The 20,089-nt window shown below is 75.0% G+C and carries 17 protein-coding genes; 13 read left to right on the top strand and 4 right to left on the bottom strand.

Translation table 11 applies throughout. From position 1 onward, the window contains the following. The first annotated feature begins 471 nt into the window (after window positions 1–471). The 13 genes from ACIHCM_RS06185 to ACIHCM_RS06245 all read left to right on the top strand — a co-directional run bounded on the left by ACIHCM_RS06185 (window position 472) and on the right by ACIHCM_RS06245 (window position 14,211). A complete protein-coding gene (locus tag ACIHCM_RS06185) occupies window positions 472–2,034 on the top strand; it encodes a phage tail sheath family protein (protein ID WP_399889829.1) in 1,563 nt (520 codons plus the stop codon). 35 nt (window positions 2,035–2,069) lie between these two features. Next, complete coding sequence (locus tag ACIHCM_RS06190) at window positions 2,070–2,510, top strand: phage tail protein (RefSeq protein WP_171117300.1); 441 nt, start codon at window positions 2,070–2,072, stop codon at window positions 2,508–2,510. Then, window positions 2,507–2,998: a hypothetical protein gene (locus tag ACIHCM_RS06195; RefSeq protein WP_399889833.1), complete on the top strand. Its 492-nt coding sequence runs from the start codon at window positions 2,507–2,509 to the stop codon at window positions 2,996–2,998. The genes ACIHCM_RS06190 and ACIHCM_RS06195 overlap by 4 nt, the downstream gene beginning before the upstream one ends. Then, a complete protein-coding gene (locus tag ACIHCM_RS06200) occupies window positions 2,995–3,153 on the top strand; it encodes a DUF6760 family protein (protein ID WP_167529706.1) in 159 nt (52 codons plus the stop codon). Before ACIHCM_RS06195 ends, ACIHCM_RS06200 begins: the two co-directional genes overlap by 4 nt. A 4-nt stretch (window positions 3,154–3,157) precedes the next feature. Next, window positions 3,158–6,280 carry a hypothetical protein gene (locus ACIHCM_RS06205; protein ID WP_399889837.1) on the top strand — a complete coding sequence of 1,041 codons (3,123 nt, stop codon included), beginning with the start codon at window positions 3,158–3,160 and terminating at the stop codon, window positions 6,278–6,280. A gap of 29 nt (window positions 6,281–6,309) precedes the next feature. After that, a complete protein-coding gene (locus tag ACIHCM_RS06210; protein ID WP_399889841.1) occupies window positions 6,310–6,735 on the top strand; it encodes a phage tail protein in 426 nt (141 codons plus the stop codon). 64 nt (window positions 6,736–6,799) lie between these two features. Next, window positions 6,800–7,522 (top strand): LysM peptidoglycan-binding domain-containing protein, encoded by a 723-nt coding sequence (locus ACIHCM_RS06215; protein WP_399889844.1) that lies wholly within the window; start codon window positions 6,800–6,802, stop codon window positions 7,520–7,522. After that, window positions 7,519–9,345 (top strand): VgrG-related protein, encoded by a 1,827-nt coding sequence (locus ACIHCM_RS06220; RefSeq protein WP_399889847.1) that lies wholly within the window; start codon window positions 7,519–7,521, stop codon window positions 9,343–9,345. Before ACIHCM_RS06215 ends, ACIHCM_RS06220 begins: the two co-directional genes overlap by 4 nt. A gap of 36 nt (window positions 9,346–9,381) precedes the next feature. Continuing rightward, complete coding sequence (locus tag ACIHCM_RS06225; protein WP_399889850.1) at window positions 9,382–9,699, top strand: PAAR domain-containing protein; 318 nt, start codon at window positions 9,382–9,384, stop codon at window positions 9,697–9,699. Next, a complete protein-coding gene (locus tag ACIHCM_RS06230; protein WP_399889853.1) occupies window positions 9,699–10,193 on the top strand; it encodes a GPW/gp25 family protein in 495 nt (164 codons plus the stop codon). Before ACIHCM_RS06225 ends, ACIHCM_RS06230 begins: the two co-directional genes overlap by 1 nt. Then, window positions 10,193–12,151, top strand: coding sequence for a putative baseplate assembly protein (locus ACIHCM_RS06235; RefSeq protein WP_399889856.1), 1,959 nt, complete (start codon window positions 10,193–10,195; stop codon window positions 12,149–12,151). The genes ACIHCM_RS06230 and ACIHCM_RS06235 overlap by 1 nt, the downstream gene beginning before the upstream one ends. A gap of 37 nt (window positions 12,152–12,188) precedes the next feature. After that, window positions 12,189–12,758: a phage tail protein gene (locus tag ACIHCM_RS06240; protein ID WP_399889859.1), complete on the top strand. Its 570-nt coding sequence runs from the start codon at window positions 12,189–12,191 to the stop codon at window positions 12,756–12,758. 4 nt (window positions 12,759–12,762) lie between these two features. Further along, window positions 12,763–14,211, top strand: coding sequence for an NADase-type glycan-binding domain-containing protein (locus tag ACIHCM_RS06245; protein WP_399889862.1), 1,449 nt, complete (start codon window positions 12,763–12,765; stop codon window positions 14,209–14,211). A 6-nt stretch (window positions 14,212–14,217) separates the two neighbouring features. On the opposite strand, the gene ACIHCM_RS06250 is transcribed toward ACIHCM_RS06245, so the two are convergent. The 4 genes from ACIHCM_RS06250 to ACIHCM_RS06265 form a co-directional block, all read right to left on the bottom strand. Further along, entirely contained in the window at window positions 14,218–15,105 is an 888-nt protein-coding gene (locus ACIHCM_RS06250) for a DUF72 domain-containing protein (protein WP_399889866.1), read from the bottom strand. Between the two features lie 46 nt (window positions 15,106–15,151). Then, complete coding sequence (locus tag ACIHCM_RS06255; RefSeq protein WP_399889869.1) at window positions 15,152–17,239, bottom strand: SpoIIE family protein phosphatase; 2,088 nt, start codon at window positions 17,237–17,239, stop codon at window positions 15,152–15,154. Window positions 17,240–17,377: 138 nt separating this feature from the next. Continuing rightward, window positions 17,378–18,220 carry an alpha/beta fold hydrolase gene (locus ACIHCM_RS06260; RefSeq protein WP_399890569.1) on the bottom strand — a complete coding sequence of 281 codons (843 nt, stop codon included), beginning with the start codon at window positions 18,218–18,220 and terminating at the stop codon, window positions 17,378–17,380. A gap of 244 nt (window positions 18,221–18,464) precedes the next feature. Further along, entirely contained in the window at window positions 18,465–19,415 is a 951-nt protein-coding gene (locus ACIHCM_RS06265) for an alpha/beta hydrolase (protein WP_399889873.1), read from the bottom strand. Window positions 19,416–20,089 lie beyond the last annotated feature (674 nt).

Below are 20,089 nucleotides of genomic sequence, written 5' to 3' on the forward strand. Positions count from 1 at the left end.
CCCCGGCGGAGCCGACCGCCGGCAGGGGCGAGCCGGACGAGGGCGCCGGGAGCCGGCCCGACAGTTCCTCGTGGCCCTCGCGCCGCACGACCGCCGTCCGTGAGGCCGAGGGAGTCCGTGCCGAACCGGGCCTCCATCTCGTGGCGCACCGGCGCGGCGAGCGGGGAGCGCCGGACGGTCGCAGGATGTCGTGCACCGGCCTCCGGGGCCCCGGTCCCTTCGGTACCCGACGGCCTGAACCCCTGCACCGGCCGCCTCCTCGTCGGCGCAGCCGTGACCCCGCTCCCAGGGGAACCGCGCGGGCGGCGCGAGGGCAGGGCCGGGCGACGCCGGCACGGTCTGCGCGGGGCGTACGGAAAGGCAGCGGTGTTGCCCCCGGCCAGGTCCCCGCGTCCCTGTCACGCCGGCGAACGGTCGCGAAGACTCGTCCTGGACACAGGTGACCCACCCGCAGGACGCGAAGGAGCGAGCATGCCGACGTACCTCACCCCGGGCGTGTACGTGGAGGAGGTGCAGTCCGGTGCCCGGCCCATCGAAGGGGTCGGCACCGCCGTCGCCGCGTTCGTCGGGTTCGCCCAGAGCGGCCCGTTCCACACGCCGACACTGGTCACCAGCTGGGACCAGTACACCCAGTTGTTCGGCGGCTTCACCGAGGGCGCCTACCTGCCCCACGCGGTCTACGGCTACTTCTCCAACGGCGGCGGCGCCGCCTACGTCGTGCGCATCGGCGGCTCCGCCGAGGACGCCTCGGCCCCGGCGGCGGACGGCGACCGGCGGCGGCGCGAGACCAGGGCGGCGGAACCCGTGGCGCTCGGCGGCTTCCTCGTCGCGGCCCGGCCGGGTGTCTCCGGGGTGTCGTTGGAGGTCGCCGACGCGAGCGGGGAGAACCCGCCGGAGGACCGCTTCAAGGTCCTGGTCCGCCAGGGCGACCAGGTGGCGGAGACGTACGAGGTCTCCACCCGCAAGAACGTCAAGGGCTATCTGGTCGGCCAGGCCCGCGCATCCAAGCTGATCGAGGTCACCGAGCAGCAGGGCGCCACCCAGAGCAGGCCCGCCAACGGGACCGTCGCGGTCCCCGACGCCCCGGCCGCGCCCGCCACGTCCGGCTCCGGCGAGGTGTCCCGCCTCGACGCGGCCGAATACGTCGGCGACGCCGCGGCCCGCACCGGTTTCGGCGGGCTGGAGACCATCGACGAGATCACCATGGTCGCGGTGCCGGACCTGATGAGCGCCTACCAGCGCGGCGACATCGACGCCGAGGGCGTGCGCACCGTGCAGCTCGCCGTGATCTCGCACTGCGAGCAGATGGGCGACCGGGTGGCCGTGCTGGACACCCCGCCGGGGCTCACCGCGCAGCAGGTGCGCAACTGGCGCAACGACGAGGCCGGTTACGACTCGCGGTACGCCACCCTCTACTACCCGTGGGTGCGGGTCTTCGACCCGGCCGCCGGACGCAACACCACCGTCCCGCCGAGCGGTCACGTCGCCGGCGTGTGGGCGCGCAGCGACGCCGAGCGCGGCGTGCACAAGGCGCCCGCCAACGAGGTGATCCGCGGCGCGGTGGACCTGGAGATCCGGCTGAGCAAGGGCGAGCAGGACCTGCTGAACCCGATCGGCGTGAACTGCGTGCGCGCCTTCCCCGGCCGGGGCATCCGGATCTGGGGCGCCCGCACCCTCTCCTCCGACCCGGCCTGGCGCTACCTGAACGTCCGCCGGCTCTTCAACTACCTGGAGGAGTCGATCCTCCTGGGCACCCAGTGGGTGGTCTTCGAGCCGAACGACGACCGGCTCTGGTCGAGCATCCGGCGCAACGTCACGGCGTTCCTCACCGAGGAATGGCGCCGGGGCGCGCTGTTCGGCCGCACCGCCGAAGAGGCGTTCTACGTGAAGTGCGACCGCGACAACAACCCGCAGGAGTCCATCGACCAGGGCCGGGTCGTCTGTGAGATCGGCGTCTCGCCGGTCAAGCCCGCGGAGTTCGTGGTGTTCCGGCTGGCCCAGTTCTCCGACACCACCAGCCTCATCGACGAGTGACCCGCGGGTCCGGCAAGGAAAGGTGACAGACAGTCATGGCAACGGGCGATGCTCTTTCCACCCATGTCTTCGGCGTGCAGCTCGGCGGCTACCTGGTCGAATCGATCCAGGAGATCAGCGGGTTCACCGTCGAGGAGGATGTCGTCGAGGTCAAGCAGGTCACCGCGGAGGGCAAACAGATCATCCGCAAGCAGCCGGGTGCCCGGCAGGCCGGTGAGATCACGATCACCCGGGGGCTCGACCAGAGCAGCGAGTTCACCAACTGGATCAAGGAGACCCTGAACAACGGGGCCGTGAACTCCGCGCGGCAGAACCTGACCATCGAGATCAAGGACACCGAGGGCACCACGGTCCGCCGCATCCAGCTGATGCAGGGCTGGGCCTCCAAGTGGGAGGGACCGTCCCTGAAGGCGGGCGAGTCGTCCCCGGCCACCGAGTCGGTCACGATCGTGTTCGAGGAGATCGTCGTCGAATGAAACGCCGTACGGTGACGGCGGGCAACCTGGACGAGATCCTCCAGATGACGGCGCCCGCCCCGGCCGCGGAGCAGGCGGCGGCACCTCCCGCCGCCGCCCCGCCGCGGGAGGACCACGGGCTGCGCACGGAGTTCGAGTTCGAGCTGCCGCGCGGGTACGTCGACGAGGCGGGCACCGTGCACCGGCACGGCGCGATGCGCCTGGCCACGGCCCGTGACGAGCTGCGGCCCCAGATCGACCTGCGGGTCAAGGAGAACCCGGCGTATCTGAGCGTCGTGCTGCTGAGCCAGGTGATCACCAGGATCGGCACCGTCACGGACGTGCACGCCGGCGTGGTGGAGCGGATGTACGCCACGGACGTCGCGTTCCTCCAGGACTTCTACCGGCGCGTCAACAGCGAGGGCCACACCCGCGCGGCGGTCACCTGCCCGCACTGCGAGGGCGGCTTCGAGGTCGACCTCTCGGGTGGGCGCCTGGGGGAATCGTGACGTACGCCCTGCCCCGGCTCCGGGAGGAGGTCGCGTACATCGCCTATCACTTCCACTGGCCGCGCGAGGAGATCCTCGACCTGACCCATGGCGAGCGGCAGCAGTGGGTGGCCGAGATCGCACGTATCAACACCCGCATGAACGAAGGCGGTTGAGCAGATGGCATGGCGGGACAGGTGGCGCCGCCGGGCCGCGCGGCCGTCCGGTGCGCAGGCCGCACCGGACGGGTCCGCCGGCCTGGGCTCCGCCGTGTCCGGCGACCCGGGTGCCGCCGCGCCGGGCGCCGCGGGTACGTCCGTGCCCGGCGGCTGGGACGGCGGCTGGCGTCGTGCCGCGGCGCCGGAACTCACCGTCTCCCGGGCGCCGCTCGGCGTGAGTGACGGGCTCGCCTTCCGCGCGGGTCTCGCCTCCTGGCAGAACCCGGCTTTCGGCAGCGCTCTCGGCCACGCCGTGCTGCCCACGGCACCGGCCGGCCTGGTGCGCGGCGTCACGCGCCCGGCGACACCGCAGGCGACCGGTGGCGGCGGGGGACCGCTGCTGCTCCGGGCGCTGCGGGGCGAGGGCGATGCCGGGGAGAGCGGGACCGGGCCGTCGTCCGGCCCGGTGCGGCCGGGTCCGGCACCGTCCGCCGAGCGGCCGTCCCGTGAGGACACCGGCCACAACCGCCGTTCGGGCGCGGGCGGTCCCGATGGCACACCGCGCGGCTCCCGTGACCGCAACCCGGCGGGCTCTCCCGCCGCACCGCCCGCCTCCGTCCAGCGTGCCGTGCGGCCGTTGGCCGCACCGGCCGGGAGCGAGCGTAGGCCCGCCGCTCCGGAGGTGCCGCTGGTGCGGCGGGTGCGGGTGGTCCGGCCGTCCGGGGCCTCCGGGGGGCGTACACCTTCCGGTCCGGTCGTCCGGAGCGGGGCGCCTCAGGCCGCGCCGCAGCCCGCCGAGGGCAGCGGGCAGCCCGAGCTGTCCCGTGCCGCCGGTGCGTCCCGGCCGGCTGTCCAGCTCCGTGCGGTGCGGCCGCCCCTGACCGTCGCCCGGCCTCCGGCCGGACCCGTACGGCGCGTGTCCGCACTGCGGCCCGCTCCCGGCCCGGCGTCCGACGCGCCCTCCGGTACGGCAGCACCGGCAGGGACGACGGCACCGGCCGATACGCCGGCACCGGCCGGGACGGAGGCGGGCCCCGCTACCCCCGCCCGCCCGGGAAGCCGCGCGCCCCTCGGCGCCCCGCTCGGTGAACTGCCGTCCACCGCGACACCGTCGGCGGCGAGTCCGGCACCGCATCCCCCGACCGGCCCGGCACTGCCCGTCGTGCAGCGCCAGGCGGACGGCACCTCCGGCACCCCGGCCTCCTACGACGGCGGCGCACCGGGCGCCGCGCCCACCGCTCCCTCTGCTCCGGCCCCCGCCACGCCGCCCCGGAGCCCCGGCCGCTCCGGCGCCCGCGCGCGAGGTGGCCTCGGCGCCCCCCTGCCCTCGCTGCCACCGACGGCCGACCTGCCCGGCTCCGCCACCTCCGGCGCGGGTGCCTCCCGTACGGCATCCGGGCCGGACGTCCGGCGCACACCGGGCAGCGGCGCGGACGCGCCCCTGCTGGGCACGGGCGACGTCCAGCGTGCCCTCCCGGACCGTCCGATCGCCGGGGCCACCCCCGGCACCGGCCCCGCGCACCCCGGACACGGCCCTGCCACGCCGCTGGTGACACCGTCCCGGCCCGCCGCTCCCCGCACCCCCGCAGCGGAAGGCGCCGCGCGCCACGACGGCCCGGCCGGCGACGCGCGACGACCGGGAACGACGCCGGGCCGGTCCGGCGCGACGCCCGGCACACCTGCCGCGTCGTCAGGCGGGCGCGGCACGGTGCCCGGTGGGCAGGGCAGGACGTCGGGCGGAACGGGCACGGCGGCCGGTGGTCCCGGCGCGGCTCCGGGTGGAAGCGGCGGGGCTTCGGGTGAACCCGGCACGGCACCCGGCGCAGGCAGGACGGCGCCGGACGGCCCTCGTGCGACGCCGCCCGGCACGTCTGCCACGTCTGCCACGCCCCCCGGCGGACCCGGTCCGCTCCAGGGCGCGCCCGGCGCACCCGCCACGTCCAGGCGCGGCCCCTTCCAGGGCAGCCATGCCCCAGGCACCCCTCTCGTCGTCGCCCGTGCCGTGGCCCGGGGCGCCGGAACGCCCCGGACCCCCCTCCCCGTTGTCCACCCCGGCGCCACGGACTCCACCCCGGGGACGGCGCCGGCCCCTCGCACCCTGTCCCTGCTCCCCGCCCGCCCGCTCACCCTGAGCACCCGGACTCCGCAGGGGCCGGCAGCCCCCGCCGGCGCCCCCCGCCCCGGTGGCCGTCCGGTGGTGCCGGCACGCTGGCCCGGCACACCGACCGCCTCCGACGGCGGCGCGACCCCACCTCCGGGCGGGTCCGCACCGTCCGGTCCACAGCTCCGGCGCGCCACGACCACACACACCGGACCCGGCAGCCCGGGTGCGGGACGGGCAAGTTCCGGGTCCGTCGTGCAGCGTGCCGCCGTGGCCCCGGCGGCGCAGCCCCACCAGGCGCTCTCCCACGCCCCGCCCGGAGCGCACGGGCGGCGGCCGGCGACGGGTTCGCCGTCCGGCAACCCGGCCGCGGGGGCGGCCGGTTCACCGTCCTTCGTCCGGCCTGCGCCCGTGGCCCCGGCGGCGCGGCCCGGCCGGGCGGCCGTCGCCCCGAGCGCGGCGCCGGCTGCCGTACAGCGCGTACAGCGCGTCCCGGTCGTGAGGCCCGCGGCGCCCCGCCAGGACATGGCCGCCGCCCCGGCCGTACCCGCCCGGACCCTGCCCGTGACCGCCCCGCGCACGCCGCCGGCGGATCGCCCGCCTGCCCCGCCTGCCCCGGCGCCCGTGGGGCCCGTCGCCGTGGTGCGGCCCGAGAACGCCGCGCCGGGCCCGGCACAGGCGGCCGGCGCTGCGGCCGGCCGGGCGGCGATGCCGGTCCAGCGCGCCGCCTCGCCTGCCGGTGACCTGGCTGTCGCCAAGGGCACGACGGCCAAGCCGGAGCCGGTACGGGGCCGGGAGCGGCCGGTCTCGCCTGCCGGTGACCTCGCCGTCGCCAAGGGCGTTCCGGCCAGGTCCGAGCCGGTGCGCGGCACCTCGCAGCCGGCCTCCGGCAGGCGCGCGGGCCGGTCCGACGACCCGAAGGACGCCGGCCTCGACCTGGACGACCTGGCGCGCCGCCTGCTCGACCCGATGGCCCGGCTGCTCCGCGCCGAGCTGCGGCGCGGCCGGGAACGCACCGGCCGCCCCTACGACGGACGCCGCTGAGGGCGCGGCACGGAACGGATGACGGACGTATGACGGACAGCATCTTCGCGACGAGCGTGTTCTTCCGGCTCGCGATCGGCGGCAACGACCTGGGCGCCTTCCACACCTGCTCGGGCATGGGCGCCGAGGTCGAGATGGAGAGCTACGCCGAGGGCGGCAACAACGGCTTCACCTGGCACCTGCCCGGCCGCGTCACCTGGTCGAACATCACGCTCACCCGGCCGGTCACCGCCGACACGGCGAAGATCGGCCGCTGGCTCGACGAGACACTGCGGCGGGTGGAGCCCAAGGACGGCGAGATCGTGGCCCTGAAACCGGACCTGACGCGAATCATCAGCTGGCAGGTGTTCGGGATCGTCCCGGTCCGCTGGCAGGGCCCGTCCTTCGACCCCGCCAGCTCCCAGGCCGCCGTGGAGACCCTGGAGATCGCCCACGAAGGGCTGCGCCCTTCCTGAGCCCCGCCGCCTTCGCCGCCCCCCGCCCACAGCCACGACTCCGTCCCGGAAAGGAAGTTCCCGCATGTCCCCAGCGGTCCGCGCCAGCCGGGCCCGGGCCCAGCTGACCCTGAAGGAGCCTCCCGCTTCGGTCGGCGCGAAGCCCGGCGGGACGATCGCGCGGCTGGACCTCCAGTTCAACCCCTCCAGCCTGCAACTGCAGAAGACCACCGAGTGGCGGCGCTCCCCGTCCCGGATGGCGGGCCAGTCGGCGCTGCCCGAGTTCGTCGGCAGCGGCCCGCGCACGCTGAGCCTCGAGGTGTTCCTGGACGCCACCGCCAAGCACGACAACTCCGTGGAGCAGGCGGTGGAGAAGCTGATGAAGGCCTGTGTGCCGACCCCGGCCAGCCTGGGCCGCAAGAAGCCCGCCAGCCCGTGGGTGCGCTTCGAGTGGGGGGCCGCGCGGACGACGTCGTTCGACGGGGTGCTCTCCAGCCTGTCGGTGACCTACACGTTGTTCGACGTGGACGGCAAGCCGCTGCGGGCCACCTGCCAGCTGTCGATCGAGGAGGCGAGCGTCGACCCGCCGGGCCAGAACCCGACGTCCGGCGCGCGCACCGCCCGCAGCACGCACACCGTGGTGGCGGGGGACAGCCTGGCGCTGCTGGCCTGGCGGGAGTACGGCGACGCGACGGCCTGGCGGGTCATCGCGGAGGCGAACGCGATAGACGACCCGATGGCGCTCGTACCCGGCACCGAACTGGTGGTGCCGGGGCTGCGGGACGCGGGCGGCGAGGAGGAACGGTGACCACATCCGGGGAACGGGGCGGCCGGTCGTTCGCGGCGGACCCCGTCGTGGAGACCCCCGGCGAACTGCCGCCGATCTGGGCCGCCCAGCTGGTGAGCTGCGTGGTCGACGAGAACGTGGGCCTGCCCGACGCGGCCGTGCTCACCTTCCGCGACCCCGACCACGAGTTCCTCAGGGCGACCGGCATCACCATCGGCACCCCGCTGCGGGTGTCGGTCGTGACGGTCAAGGGGCAGGCGCGCGAGCGGCTGTTCAACGGCGAGGTGACCGCCCTGGAGGTGGACCGGGACCGCACCGGCTCGTTCACCGTCGTGCGCGCCTACTCCAAGGCGCACCGGCTCCAGCGGGGCAGGAAGGTGGTCGCCTACCGGAACATGACGGCGTCGGCGATCGTCCGCAAGGTGGCCGCCGGGGCCGGGCTGGCCTGCGGGACCGTGCAGGCCGCGCCGGTCACCTACAAGCAGCTGTCCCAGGCGAACGTGTCCGACTGGGAGTTCCTTCAGTTCCTCGCGGCCGAGAGCGGCGCGCAGGTCCGTGTCGACGACAAGGGGCTGCTCCAGTTCACCAGGCCGCAGAAGGCGTCCGGCGCGCCGGCCCCGTCGACGCCGGCCACGCGCAGCCCGATGGTGCTGGAGTACGGGCGCAACCTGCTGGCGCTGCGGGCCTCGCTGTCGGCGGCGGACGGCGCGCAGCAGGTGGAGGTGCGCGGCTGGGACGTCACCACGAAACGGCCGCTGGTGGCCCGGAAGCCGTCGGTGAACAGCGACACGGTGGTGCCGGGGCTCAGCCCGGCCCTCGCCGCCCGGTTCGGCAAGGCGTCGAAGCTGACGGTCACCGACACCCCGTACCGCACCCAGGCCGAGACGACGGCGGTCGCGGACGCGGTGGCCGACCAGGTCAGCGCGGGCTTCGGCGAGCTGGAGGTGCTGGCGGAGGGCAATCCGCTGCTGCGGGCGGGCAAGCCGGTGGCGCTCGGCAACGTCGGGCAGGCGTTCTCGGGCCGCTACACGGCCACGGCGGTGCAGCACGTCCTGGAGCCCAACGGCGGCTACCGCACGACGGTGTGGGTCAGCGCGAGCCCGGACCGCTCCCTGACCGGACTGGTCACCGGCGCCAACGCGCCGAGCCGTGGCCCGCGCATGCCGGGTCTGGCGATCGGTGTGGTGACGGACGTACGCGAGCCGGGCGGCGCCGAGAGCGGCGCGGTGAAGCTGAAGTTCCCCTGGCTCGACGACACCTACGTCACCGACTGGGTGCGCACCGTGCAGTGGGGCGGCAAGGGCGGCGGAGGCGTGGTGAGCCCCGATGTCAACGACGAGGTCCTGGTCGGCTTCGAGCAGGGCCTGCTGGACAGCCCGTACGTCATCGGAGGGCTCTACAACGGCGTGGACAAGCCCTCGCCGCACGACGTACCGCTGATCGACAAGACCAGCGGCAAGGTCAACCGCCGCTCCCTCGTGTCGCGTTCGGGGCACCGGGTGGAGCTGCTGGACGCGCGGGCGCCGGGTCCCTCCGGGGTGCGGCTGAGGTCCGCCGACGAGCGCCTCGAGGTCTTCCTGGACGACCGGCGGGACCGGATCGAGCTGACGGTGTACGCCGGGCGGAGCCGGCAGCCCCTCACCTCCGTCGTGCTCGACAAGAAGGGCATCACGCTGGACGCGGGACGGGGCGACGTGAGCGTGTCGGGCCGGAACGTGGACATCCAGGGCAGGGTCGGAGTGAAGATCGGCGGCCGCAACGTGAACATCAGCGGCAGCTCGGGCGTCACCGTCGACGGCGGTCTGCTCGGTGTGCTCAAGGCCAAGCTCATCAAGATCAACTGACCTCCCAGTCCCCCAACTTGCCGCAAGGAGCACCGCATGCCAGCCGCAGCCCGTACCGGTGACCCCACCAGCCACGGCGGCCGGGTCACCACTGCGCCGCCCACCGCCGCCAGGAGTGTGGCCACCGTGCTGATCGGAGGCCGGCCCGCCGCCGTCGTGGGCAGCCTCGTCGTCTGCCCGATCCCGCCGCACGCGGCCCTGGGACCGGCCAACGTGATCAAGCCCGACCCGGGTGCGCTCGCCAAGGGCCAGGTCCTCATCGGCGGACTGCCGGCCGCGCGCCAGCGCGACCAGTCCGCCTGCGGCGCGATGGTCGTCACCGGCGCCATGAACGTACTGATCGGGGGAGTGTGATGAGCGAGCGGTTCATCGGCCGTGGCTGGGCGTTCCCCCTGCGGGTGGGACCGACCGGCGGGATCGGCATGGTCGAGAAGGAGCGCGAGATCGAGGAGGCGATCCGCCTGGTGCTCGGCACCGCGCCCGGCGAACGCCCCATGCGCCCCGAGTTCGGCTGCGGCATCCACGACTACGTCTTCGCCCCCGGCGACGGCGCCACCGCCGGCCGTGTCGCGCAGCAGGTGCGTGAGGCGCTGGAGCGGTGGGAGCCGCGCATCGCGGTGGACGACGTGGTGGTCGCCTTCGACGCCGTGGAGGCCGGCACCCTCTACATCGACGTGCACTACACCGTGCGGACCACCAACGACCGGCGCAACCTGGTCTTCCCCTTCTACACGATCCCCTCCGACGAGCCGCTCGACGAGGGCGCCGAGGCGGGCTCGGGTGCCGCATACGGAGCCGGATCCGGGACCGGGACCGCCGCCGGGTCCGGGGAACGGGGCGCCGCCTGATGGCCCTGCCCTCCCCCAACCTCGACGACCGCCGCTTCCAGCAGCTCGTGGACGAGGCCAAGCGGTACGTGCAGCAGCGCGCCCCGGAGTGGACCGACCACAACGTCTCCGACCCGGGCGTCACCCTGATCGAGACGTTCGCCTACCTCGTGGACCAGCTGCTGTACCGGCTCAACCGGGTGCCGGACAAGAACTACGCCGCCTTCCTCGACCTGCTGGACATCCGCCTGTTCCCGCCGGCCGCGGCCACGGCCGAGGTCGACTTCTGGCTGTCGGCGCCGCAGCCCGACACGGTGGCGCTGCCCCCGGGCACCGAGGTGACCACGGCGGGCGGTGAGACCGACGAGCCGGTGGCGTTCACCACCACCGGCGAACTGCGCATCCTCCCCAGCGAGTTGATCCGCCTGGTGACCGCGCCCCGCACCGGTGAGCAGACCGACCGCACCGGGATGCTCGCCGAGGGCCAGGACGTGCCCTGCTTCCAGGCGGCACCCGAGCCGGGCGACGCGCTGCTGTTCGGCCTGCCGACGGCGGTGCCGCGCTGTGTCGTCGCGGTGCGCCTGGACAGCCGCGTCGAGGGCGTCGGCGTGGACCCGCGCCAGCCGCCGCTCGTGTGGGAGGCCTGGGACGGCGGCGGCTGGCGGGCCTGCGAGACCGGCACCGACACCACCGGCGGCCTGAACCGGCCCGGCGAGGTCATCGTGTACGTACCGGCCGGGCACACGGCGTCCGTGATCGGCGGCACCCGGGCCGGCTGGCTGCGCTGCCGGGTCACCGAGGCGGAGCCGGGCCAGCCGTTCTACTCGGAGTCCCCGACGGTGCGCGAGGCGGCGGTGTTCACCGTCGGCGGCACCATGTCCGTCGAGCACGCCGAGACCGTGACCGACGTACCGCTCGGCACCTCGGAGGGGGTCGCCGGGCAGACGTTCCGGCTCGGCCGCCCGCCCGTCCTCCTCGACGGCGAGCCGCCCGTGGTGGAGGTGTCCTCGCCCGAGGGGTGGCAACGCTGGGACGTGGTCGAGCACTTCGGCCGCTCCCGCCCCGCCGACCGGCACGTCCGCGTGGACGCCACCACCGGCGAGTTCGGCTTCGCGCCGGCGCTGCGCGAACCGGACGGCACGCTGCGGCTGTGCGGCGCCGTACCTCCCAAGGGCGCCCGGATACGGGTCGCTCGCTACCGCACCGGCGGCGGGCCGGCCGGCAACGTCGCCCGCGGCGCGATCTCCGTGCTGCGCAGCTCCGTCCCCTACGTCGCCCGGGTCGGCAACCGGGAGGCGGCACGCGGCGGCGTCGCCGGTGAGAGCGTCGCGGACGCCAAGCTGCGGGCGCCCGAGGCGCTGCGGATGCAGGAGCGCGCGGTGACCGCCGAGGACTACGAGATCCTCAGCCGGCAGGCGGCGCCCTCGGTACGCCGGGTGCGCTGCCTGCCCGCGGGCGGCGCCGGCGCGGTACGGGTCCTCGTCGTGCCGGACGCGGTGGCCGACGAGGGCGACGACCGGCTCCGCTTCGAGCAGTTGATCCCCTCCGACCAGGTGCTGCAGGCGATCACCGCGACCCTCGACGAACGGCGCCTGATCGGCACCCGGCTCGTGGTGGAACCGCCGGTCTATCAGGGCGTCACCGTGGTGGCCCGGCTCGCGGCGGCGGCGGGCGACACCGACCGCGTGCGGGAGGCGGCCCTCGCCGCGCTGTTCCGGCACCTCAACCCCCTGCACGGCGGCCCGGACGGCACCGGATGGCCGTTCGGGCGGCCGGTGCAGTACGGCGAGGTGTTCGGCGTGCTCCAGCGCGCCACCGGCAACGCGCTGGTCGAGGAGATCCGCCTCTTCCCCGCCGACCCGATCACCGGCCGCCGTGGCGCCCCGGCGGACCGCGTCGACGTGGCCGCGGGCGCCCTGGTCTTCTCGTACCAGCACCAGGTGGTCGTCACGGCCATGGAGCCGGAGGCGCGGGGATGACGACGGCCGTCACCGCCGTGGAGCGGGAGGTGTGTGGATGAGCCGCCGCGCCGCCGTGCCCGGGCTGCCCAGCCGCCACCCCATCGGTGAGCAACTGCCCGCGCTGTACGCCGACGACGACTTCGCGCAGCGCTTCACCGCCGGTCTCGACACCGTGCTGGCCCCGGTGTTCGCGACCCTCGACAACCTGCCCGCCTACCTCGATCCCCGGGTGACCCCGACCGACTTCCTGGCCTGGCTGGCCTCCTGGGTGGGCGCCACCGACGACCCGCGGTGGCCGGTAGGGCTGCGCCGCGAGGCGGTCGTACGTGCCATGGAGCTGCACCGGTGGCGCGGCACCAGGCGGGGCCTGGTGGAGGCCCTGCGGCTCGCGCTCGGCGTGCACGCCGAGGTGACCGGGGACGGCGGTGCCGTGTGGTCGCGCACCGCCGGCGCCGATCTGCCGCCGGAGCCCTCCGCCGAGACCCTGGTCCGGGTGTGGCCGGGCGGTCGCGCGGAGCAGGTGGACCTGGAGAAGGTCCGCGAGATCGTCCGGGCCATGTGCCCGGTGCACACCGTCTGCCGGGTGGAGCTCCTGCCCGGCCCGCCCGCCGACGAAGGGAGGTGACGCCATGCGCGCATGTCCCGCGTGCGGGGCGTCCAACGGCCCCCGGGACGACTTCTGCGGCAACTGCGGGGCGTATCTCGGGTGGTCGGACACGACGCCGGCGGCGAGTACGCCCGCCGGGGCCCCGGGCACAGCGCCGGAGCCGCAGGAGCAGCCTGCGCCGAGCACACCTCCCCAGGACCAGGAAGCACCGGACCCGGCGCCCGCACCCGCGCCCGCACCCTCGTCCCCGCCTTCCGCCGACGACTCCGCGTCCGCCGGGCGGCGGCGCACCTCCGCGCTGCGCACCCGCCTGACGCGCGCCGGCCGAGCCGGGGACGCGCATGCCGCGGGCCCGCGCCCCGAGGAGGGCGACCGCGCCACCCCCGGCCAGGAGGAGCGCACGAGCACGCCGTCCCGGGCCGCGTCCGGCGACGTACGCACGGAGCCTGCCGCCCCCGCGAACCCGCCGGCCTCCCGCGACGACGAGACCCCCGACGGCCCCACCCAGTCCGTGCCCCCCGCCTCCACAGCTCCTCAGCCACGGCCACCGCACGCCCCTGCCACCCCGGCGGATCCCACCCCCGGGCAGTCACCCACCACCGCGCAGGCGCCGCCCACTTCACCGGCGCCGTCCACCCCACAGCCGCCCGCCCCCCGTTCCCCGGCCGCCCCCGCCCCCGAGGCGCCGGAGCAGGACCCCGTGCCCGTGCGCCCCGCCAAGCCGGTGGCACCCCGCCCCGTCGTACGTCCCGCCGCGGCGCCCGACGACGTGGCGGGCAAGCCCTGTCCGGCCTGCGGCACGCCCAACCAGCCGGGCCGGCGCTTCTGCCGGCGCTGCGCGGCCGAGCTGAAGCCCGCCGCCGAGCCGGTGCCGCTGCCGTGGTGGCGGACGGTCTGGCCGTTCCGCCGCCGGGTGCGGGCGAGTTCGGGCCGGGCCTTGCGCTTCTTCGTGATCCTGGCGGTCGTGCTGGCCCTGTGCGCGGGCGGCTTCCTGCTCCTGCCCGCCGGACGCGCCCTGATCGAGGACACCCGCGACAAGCTGGGCAAGGCCAAGCCCGTGACCCCGGCGAACATCGCGGCGAGCGCGGAGGTCGCCCGGCACCCGGCGACGAACACCACGGACGGACTGAGCAACCGCTACTGGGGCGCGCCCGCGGCGGGCGCCTCGGTGACGTACACCTTCCGCAAGCCGTTCCGGCTGGTCGACCTGATCATCACCAACGGCGCGTCCGCGAAGCCGCAGGACTACGTCCGTCAGGGGCGCGCGCTCCAGCTGGACATGGAGGTGACGACGCGGGACGGCGGGCAGCGCCACAAGGTGCTCTCGCTCAGCGACAAACCGGGCCCGCAGACGATCCCCACCCAGATCAGCGACGTGACGGCGGTCCGCCTGGTGCTGCGCTCGCCCGTCGGGCAGGCCCAGGGCCGCCATCTGGCGGTGGCGGAGGTGGAGTTCTTCCAGCGCGGCTGACCGCCGTCAGGCACCGGGCCCCGCGACCCTCACCGGCCGCCCGCCGGCCGCCCCTGCGAGCAGCCGCGTCATGGTCTCGGCGGCCCGTACGGCCGCGTCGCCGCAGCAGTTGTTGAACAGGACGTGGAGCCGCTCGGCCCGATCGGCGAGAGCGCGCAACCGCGGCAGCCACTCGGCGAGTTCGCCCTCGTCGTAGGCGTGCCGGAACCGGTCCTCCTTGCTCCCGGTGCCCCAGGCGGCACTGCGCCCGTGGAACCGTACGACGGACAGCCGCGGCGAGGTCACCGCGGTGACCGGCGGCACGGAGGACGGCAGCATCCGGTTCATGTCGACGGCCACGGCGGCCATGCCGTGCCGCGCGAGCAACGCGCACGTGGCCTCGGCCCGCTCCCGCTGCCACCACCCGGGATGCCGGAACTCCACGGCGACGGGCCAGCCCCGCGTCCGCCGGGCGGTCTCGGCCACGAACGTCTCGGCCCGCGCCCCCGGCCGCAGCCACGGCGGGAACTGGAACAGCACACATCCCAGCCGCCCGCCCTGCCGCAACGGCGCGATCCCCGCCGCGAACCGGGCCCACACCGCGTCGAGCACCTCGGGGTCCCGGGAGTCGGCGGGCAGCCCGTCCGGCATCACCGCACTCCGCGTGGGATGCCCCGTGAGCAGCGAGAACGCCTTCACGTCGAACACGAACCCGTCCGGCGTGCGCTCCACCCACAGCCGGCTGTTCCGCTCGCGGGGCAGGGCGTAGTACGTGGCGTCGGCCTCCACGACCGCGAACCGCTCGGCGTAGTGCCGTAACCGCCCCTCGGCGTCCCGCCGTCCCGGCGGATACCAGCCGCTGCCGACCAGCTCCCGATCCGTCCACGAGCACGTGCCCACGAGGATGTCGCCCATGGGGCACCGGTTACCCGGCGGGTGCGCGCGCAGGCAGGCGCGGTCGTCAGCGCGGGTGGATCACGAGCAGGGCGACGTCGTCGATCCGGTGCGCGCACTCCCGGGCGTCCCGCACGAGGGTGTCGGCGAGGGCCTCCACCGGCTGGTCGCCGGCCCGCGCGAGGCGGCCCGCGAGGTCGTCGACGACCTCGTCGAGGTCCACACCGGGGACCTCGACCAGGCCGTCGGTGTAGAGGACGAGAACGGCGCCGGGCGGCAGGGTGATCTCGGTGGCCGGGTAGGTGGCGGTGGCGTCGATGCCCAGCAGCAGGCCGGGCGGCAGGCGGAGCACCTCGGTACGGCCGCCGGGGTGGCGCAGGAGGGGCGGCGGATGGCCGGCGGTGGCGAGGCAGGCGTGGTGGCGCGCGAGATCGAGATGGACGTAGAGGCAGCTGGTGAACAGGCCGGGGTCGAGGTCGGTGAGCAGACGGTTGGTCCGGGCGAGGACCTCGCCGGGGCTCGATCCGGCGGTGGCGTGGACCGCCGTGCGGACCTGGCCCATGAGCGCGGCGGCCTGCACGTTGTGGCCCTGGACGTCCCCGATGGCCGCGGCCGCGGTGGTGTCGTCGAGACGGATCAGGTCGTAGAAGTCGCCGCCGATGCCCATGCCGTGACCGGCGGGGAGGTAGCGCGCGGCCACGTCGAGCCCGGGCATCCGGGGCAGGGTGTGGGGCAGCAGGCCGGCCTGCAGGCTGTGGGCGAGCCGGTTCTTGGCGTCGTAGAGGCGGGCGCGGTCCAGGGCCTGGGCGATCAGGCCGGCCAGTGAGGTGAGGACGGCGCGCTCCTCCGCGGTGAAAGGGCGGGACCGGTCGTAGGCCAGGACCAGCGAGCCCACCGGGCGCCCGGACGTGATCAAGGGCAGGAAGGCCCACGCGGCCATGTCGTCCTGGAGCACCGCCGGAGGGTAGGCGCGCTTCAGCTCGGCGAAGTCGGCGAAGAAGGTGGGAACGCCCGTGGTCAGGCAGCGCACCGCCGGGGTGGCCGAGGTCAGGGGGGCGGCGTCGAAGCGGCTCATCAGGTCGGCGGAGTAGCCGCGGTGGCCGATGATCCGCAGCCTGCCGTCCTCCGCGGTCATCAGGGCGAGGGCCTGCGCTCCGGTGGCGGGCAGGACCAGGTCGGCGACCCGGTCCACCACGTCCTGCACTCCCGCCGCCTCCGTGAGGGTCGCCGCCAGATGCATCAGGTGGTAGAGCGCGGCGGCCCGGCCCGTGGCGGACGGCGGGGCGGGGGCGGGCGAGAGCGCCGCGTCCGGGGCCTGCGCCGCGAGGACGGGGGCGATCCGCACGCTGACGCCCGAGCCGTCCGGATAGAGACGGAAGGACAGCCAGCGGTCGGGCGGGCGCAGCGCGGTGAAGGACGTGGGCCGGCGGCTGAGGACCGCGGCCCGGTAACGGTCCTCGGCGACCGGGTCGTTCAGCCAGGGCAGCACTTCCCAGAGCCTGGCCCCGAGCAGCTCGGGCAGGGCGGCGCCGAGGAGGGTGGCGGCGGTGGCGGTGACGAAGGCGATCCGCCCGTCCATGTCCAGCGCACAGCAGCCGCCGGGGAGGCGCTCGGCGAACTCCTGCCCGGACTGCGTGCGGGCCGGCCGGGACGGATCGGCGCCCGGCGCGGGCACGAGGAGGGGCTCGGCGTCGTGCACCACGGGGTGGCCGCTGTCGGCGGCGCTCCGCAGCATCGCCCCCATCCGCCGGCAGACCTCGCCGATCGCGTCCCGCTCCCGCTCGCGCAGCCGCTCCGGGTGCGACGCGGACCACTGGAGCACCAGCCCGCCCCACTGCGTGCCGTCGGTGGTGATCGGCGCGGCGGCCAGCACGAAGGGATACGGCAGGACGAGGGCCATCTGCGGATAACGGCGGGCCAGCTCCTCCTGACTGCCCAGCCACACCAGACGACGCTCGCGCACCGCGTCGGCCACCGGCGTGGTGGCACCCAGGGCGACCCGTCCCCACGGGGCGGCCACCTCCCACGGCACTCCGCTCAGCACCGCCAGCCGCAGCACCCCTCCGCCCGGTTCCGGCAGATACACGGCACCCACGCAGGCGCCGCTGTCCCGCATCCCCTGCACCAGGGCGTCCGCGAGCGACTCCGCGTACATAAAGGGACGATACGCCCGCACGGAGGGGGTGGCACTCCGGCCGGGCCGCCGGGCCCGCCGGTGACCTGCGTGACCACGGCACGCGCGCGGCGGGGCGGGGCGGCGCCTTTGCCGCCCCGCCCCGCCGGGGTGCGCCGGTCAGCGGACCGTACGCGCCGCCTTCTCGATGACGTGGGTGACGGCGTCCGGGTGGGACACGCTCACCGCGTGGGAGGACGGGATCTCCGAGATCTGGGCCTTGGCACGCTTGGCCATGTAGACCTGGAGTTCCCGGGGGATGATCCGGTCGTTCGTCCCCACCACGGCCCAGGAAGGAATGGTCTTCCAAGCGGGCTCACCGGAAGGTTCGTTGAGCGCGGTGGCGGTCCCGGGACGCTGGGTGACCGCCATCACGCCTGCGGTGCTCGCGGGGACGTCCGCGCCGAACGCCTTGTGGAACTTGGACTGGTCGATGTAGAAGTCGACGTCCTTCGAGCCGTCGGGGTTGGTGATCGGGACGGGGCGCAGCACCTTGCCGATGATGCTGCCCTCGAACTTGCCCACCAGCTCGTTGGCGCTCTCGCCCTTCTCGGGCAGGAAGGCGTCGGCGTACACCAGCGCCTTGACGTTGCCGGAGCCGTGTGCGGCGTTGCTGATCACCGTTCCGCCGTAGGAGTGCCCGACCAGAACCACCGGCCCTTCGATGCCGGCCAGCACCGCCTTGACGGCGGCGGCGTCGATGCTCACGCCCCGCAGCGGGTTGGCCGCGGCGACCACCGGGTAACCGTCCTGCTTCAGCCTCTTGATGACGCCGCTCCAGCTGGAGGAATCGGCGAACGCGCCGTGGACGAGCACGACGGTCGGCTTGGGAGACTTCGGGGGAGTGCTCTTGGCGGCACTCGCCGGACCCACCGACGTGGCGAAAAGCGCGGTGGCGACCGTGGCGGTGGCCATGAGGGTGAGAGGCGTGCGGGCACGCCGGAAACGCGGATGACGGTACATGAAGCGCCCTTTCGAGGCAGAGGTGTCAGCCATGCCCGCTGCATGGACATGGCGCAGGTGCGGCAGGAAGCTGCCGCAGTCGGGGAGAGGCGGACCGTGGGCGGCGGGCGGGAGCAGAGACGGGTGCTCGCCCTGCCTTCACGGTGGGCCTGCAGAACGAGGTCCACGCGCACCGGCGCCGAGGCGGTGAGCAGCTACGGGGCCGCGAGCCCTTCAGGCGCCGCGGGTGAACGGCGCGGAACTCTCAGTTGCCGTGGAGGACGGTACGCAGGGTGCGAACGGCCTGCTCCATCGCGGCAGTCGTGGCCTGCGTGGGCCGCAGGGGGTTGAGCATCATGAAGTCGTGCAGGATGCCGTTGTAACGGATGCTCGTGGTGGGAACGCCGGCCTGGGTCAGCTTGCGGGCGTAGGCCTCGCCCTCGTCGCGCAGCACGTCGTTCTCGTCGACGATGACGAGCGCGGGCGGCAGGCCCGCCAGCTCCTCCAGGCTTGCCCGCAGCGGCGAGGCGGTGATCTCCGCGCGCTGCGCGGGATCGGTGGTGTAGCAGTCCCAGAACCAGGCCATGCCCTTCGCCGTGAGGAAGGGCCCGTCCGCGAACTCCCGGTAACTGTCGGTGTCCTGGGCCGCGTCGGTGACGGGGTAGTACAGCGACTGGTGAACGAAGGTCACGTCGCCGCGCTGCTTGGCCATGATGGTCAGTGCCGCGGTCATGTTGCCGCCCACGGAATCGCCGGCCACCGCCAGACGCGAGGCGTCCAGACCTTCCTCCGCACCCTTCGCGGTGATCCACCGAGCGGTCGCGTACGCCTGCTCGATGGCGACCGGGTACCTGACCTCCGGCGAGCGGTCGTACTCGACGAACACCACGGCGGCGCCCGCCCCTACGGACAGCTCGCGCACCAGCCGGTCATGGGTCCCGGCGTTGCCGAGGACCCAGCCGCCGCCGTGCACGTAGAGGACGACCGGCAGCGTGCCCCGGCTGCCGGCCGGCTTGACGATCCGCACCCGCACGTCGCCCACCTCGGCGGGCACCGTGGTCCACTTCTCCTCCACGTCAGGCTTCTCCACCGGCGCTGCCTGCAGGTCGTCCAGAACCTTCCGGGCGCCCTCCGGTCCGAGTTCGTACAGGAACGGCGGGTTGGCCGTCGCATCCGCGATCTCCTGTGCCGCAGGCTCAAGAACGGGCTCGGTCATCACTGCACTCCTAGGGTCGGCAGGCTATTTCCTGCTTTGACCCTTATGACAGGGAACCTGTGGACGGTGTGACAGGGGCCGCGCGAGGCGGGTCCGAGCAGCACCGTCCGGTGCGGGTTCTGTGGCCCAGGACCATCAGCCCCCCCGCCGAGCAACAGACGCCGGCCGCGCGGCCGGCGGTGGCGCGGACCGCCTCACCGGCGGCGTCGGCCGCCCACGTCGTCCGTCAGCCGGCGACCCGCCGGTCTGCTTCGTCGGGCAACCTGTCGTCCGGCGCCATGCCGCCCGCCCATCCGTCGGCTTGTGCTCCGAGGCCGCGCCGCCTGTCCGTCCGTCGGCTTGTGGTCCGAGGCCGCGCCGCCTGTCCGTCCGTCGGCTTGTGGTCCGAGGCCGCGCCGCCCGGCTCACCCAGCAGCTTGTGGTCCGCCGCCATGCCTGCCGGCCTCGTCCGTCAGCCGGGGGTCCGTCGCCGCGCTACGCCGCCCCGCCTGGCCCGGCAGCCCGCCGCGACGCCGGTCCGTCTCGTCGGGCAGCTGGTGGTCGGCTGCTGTGCCGTCCGGCCTCGACCGGCAGCTCGTGGTCCGTCGCCGCGCTACGCCGCCCCGCCTGGCCCGGCAGCCCGCCGCGACGCCGGTCCGTCTCGTCGGGCAGCTGGTGGTCGGCTGCTGTGCCGT

This window comes from Streptomyces sp. NPDC052023 (genome assembly GCF_044548465.1).
Taxonomy (GTDB): domain Bacteria; phylum Actinomycetota; class Actinomycetes; order Streptomycetales; family Streptomycetaceae; genus Streptomyces.

What these genes read in the sequence shown, in the direction of transcription:
- ACIHCM_RS06185 (WP_399889829.1), top strand. Translation starts at nt 472, where the DNA reads ATGCCGACGTACCTCACCCCGGGCGTGTACGTGGAGGAGGTGCAGTCC.
- ACIHCM_RS06190 (WP_171117300.1), top strand. Translation starts at nt 2,070, where the DNA reads ATGGCAACGGGCGATGCTCTTTCCACCCATGTCTTCGGCGTGCAGCTC.
- ACIHCM_RS06195 (WP_399889833.1), top strand. Translation starts at nt 2,507, where the DNA reads ATGAAACGCCGTACGGTGACGGCGGGCAACCTGGACGAGATCCTCCAG.
- ACIHCM_RS06205 (WP_399889837.1), top strand. Translation starts at nt 3,158, where the DNA reads ATGGCATGGCGGGACAGGTGGCGCCGCCGGGCCGCGCGGCCGTCCGGT.
- ACIHCM_RS06210 (WP_399889841.1), top strand. Translation starts at nt 6,310, where the DNA reads ATGACGGACAGCATCTTCGCGACGAGCGTGTTCTTCCGGCTCGCGATC.
- ACIHCM_RS06215 (WP_399889844.1), top strand. Translation starts at nt 6,800, where the DNA reads ATGTCCCCAGCGGTCCGCGCCAGCCGGGCCCGGGCCCAGCTGACCCTG.
- ACIHCM_RS06225 (WP_399889850.1), top strand. Translation starts at nt 9,382, where the DNA reads ATGCCAGCCGCAGCCCGTACCGGTGACCCCACCAGCCACGGCGGCCGG.
- ACIHCM_RS06230 (WP_399889853.1), top strand. Translation starts at nt 9,699, where the DNA reads ATGAGCGAGCGGTTCATCGGCCGTGGCTGGGCGTTCCCCCTGCGGGTG.
- ACIHCM_RS06235 (WP_399889856.1), top strand. Translation starts at nt 10,193, where the DNA reads ATGGCCCTGCCCTCCCCCAACCTCGACGACCGCCGCTTCCAGCAGCTC.
- ACIHCM_RS06240 (WP_399889859.1), top strand. Translation starts at nt 12,189, where the DNA reads ATGAGCCGCCGCGCCGCCGTGCCCGGGCTGCCCAGCCGCCACCCCATC.
- ACIHCM_RS06245 (WP_399889862.1), top strand. Translation starts at nt 12,763, where the DNA reads ATGCGCGCATGTCCCGCGTGCGGGGCGTCCAACGGCCCCCGGGACGAC.
- ACIHCM_RS06250 (WP_399889866.1), bottom strand. Translation starts at nt 15,105, where the DNA reads ATGGGCGACATCCTCGTGGGCACGTGCTCGTGGACGGATCGGGAGCTG.
- ACIHCM_RS06255 (WP_399889869.1), bottom strand. Translation starts at nt 17,239, where the DNA reads ATGTACGCGGAGTCGCTCGCGGACGCCCTGGTGCAGGGGATGCGGGAC.
- ACIHCM_RS06260 (WP_399890569.1), bottom strand. Translation starts at nt 18,220, where the DNA reads ATGTACCGTCATCCGCGTTTCCGGCGTGCCCGCACGCCTCTCACCCTC.
- ACIHCM_RS06265 (WP_399889873.1), bottom strand. Translation starts at nt 19,415, where the DNA reads ATGACCGAGCCCGTTCTTGAGCCTGCGGCACAGGAGATCGCGGATGCG.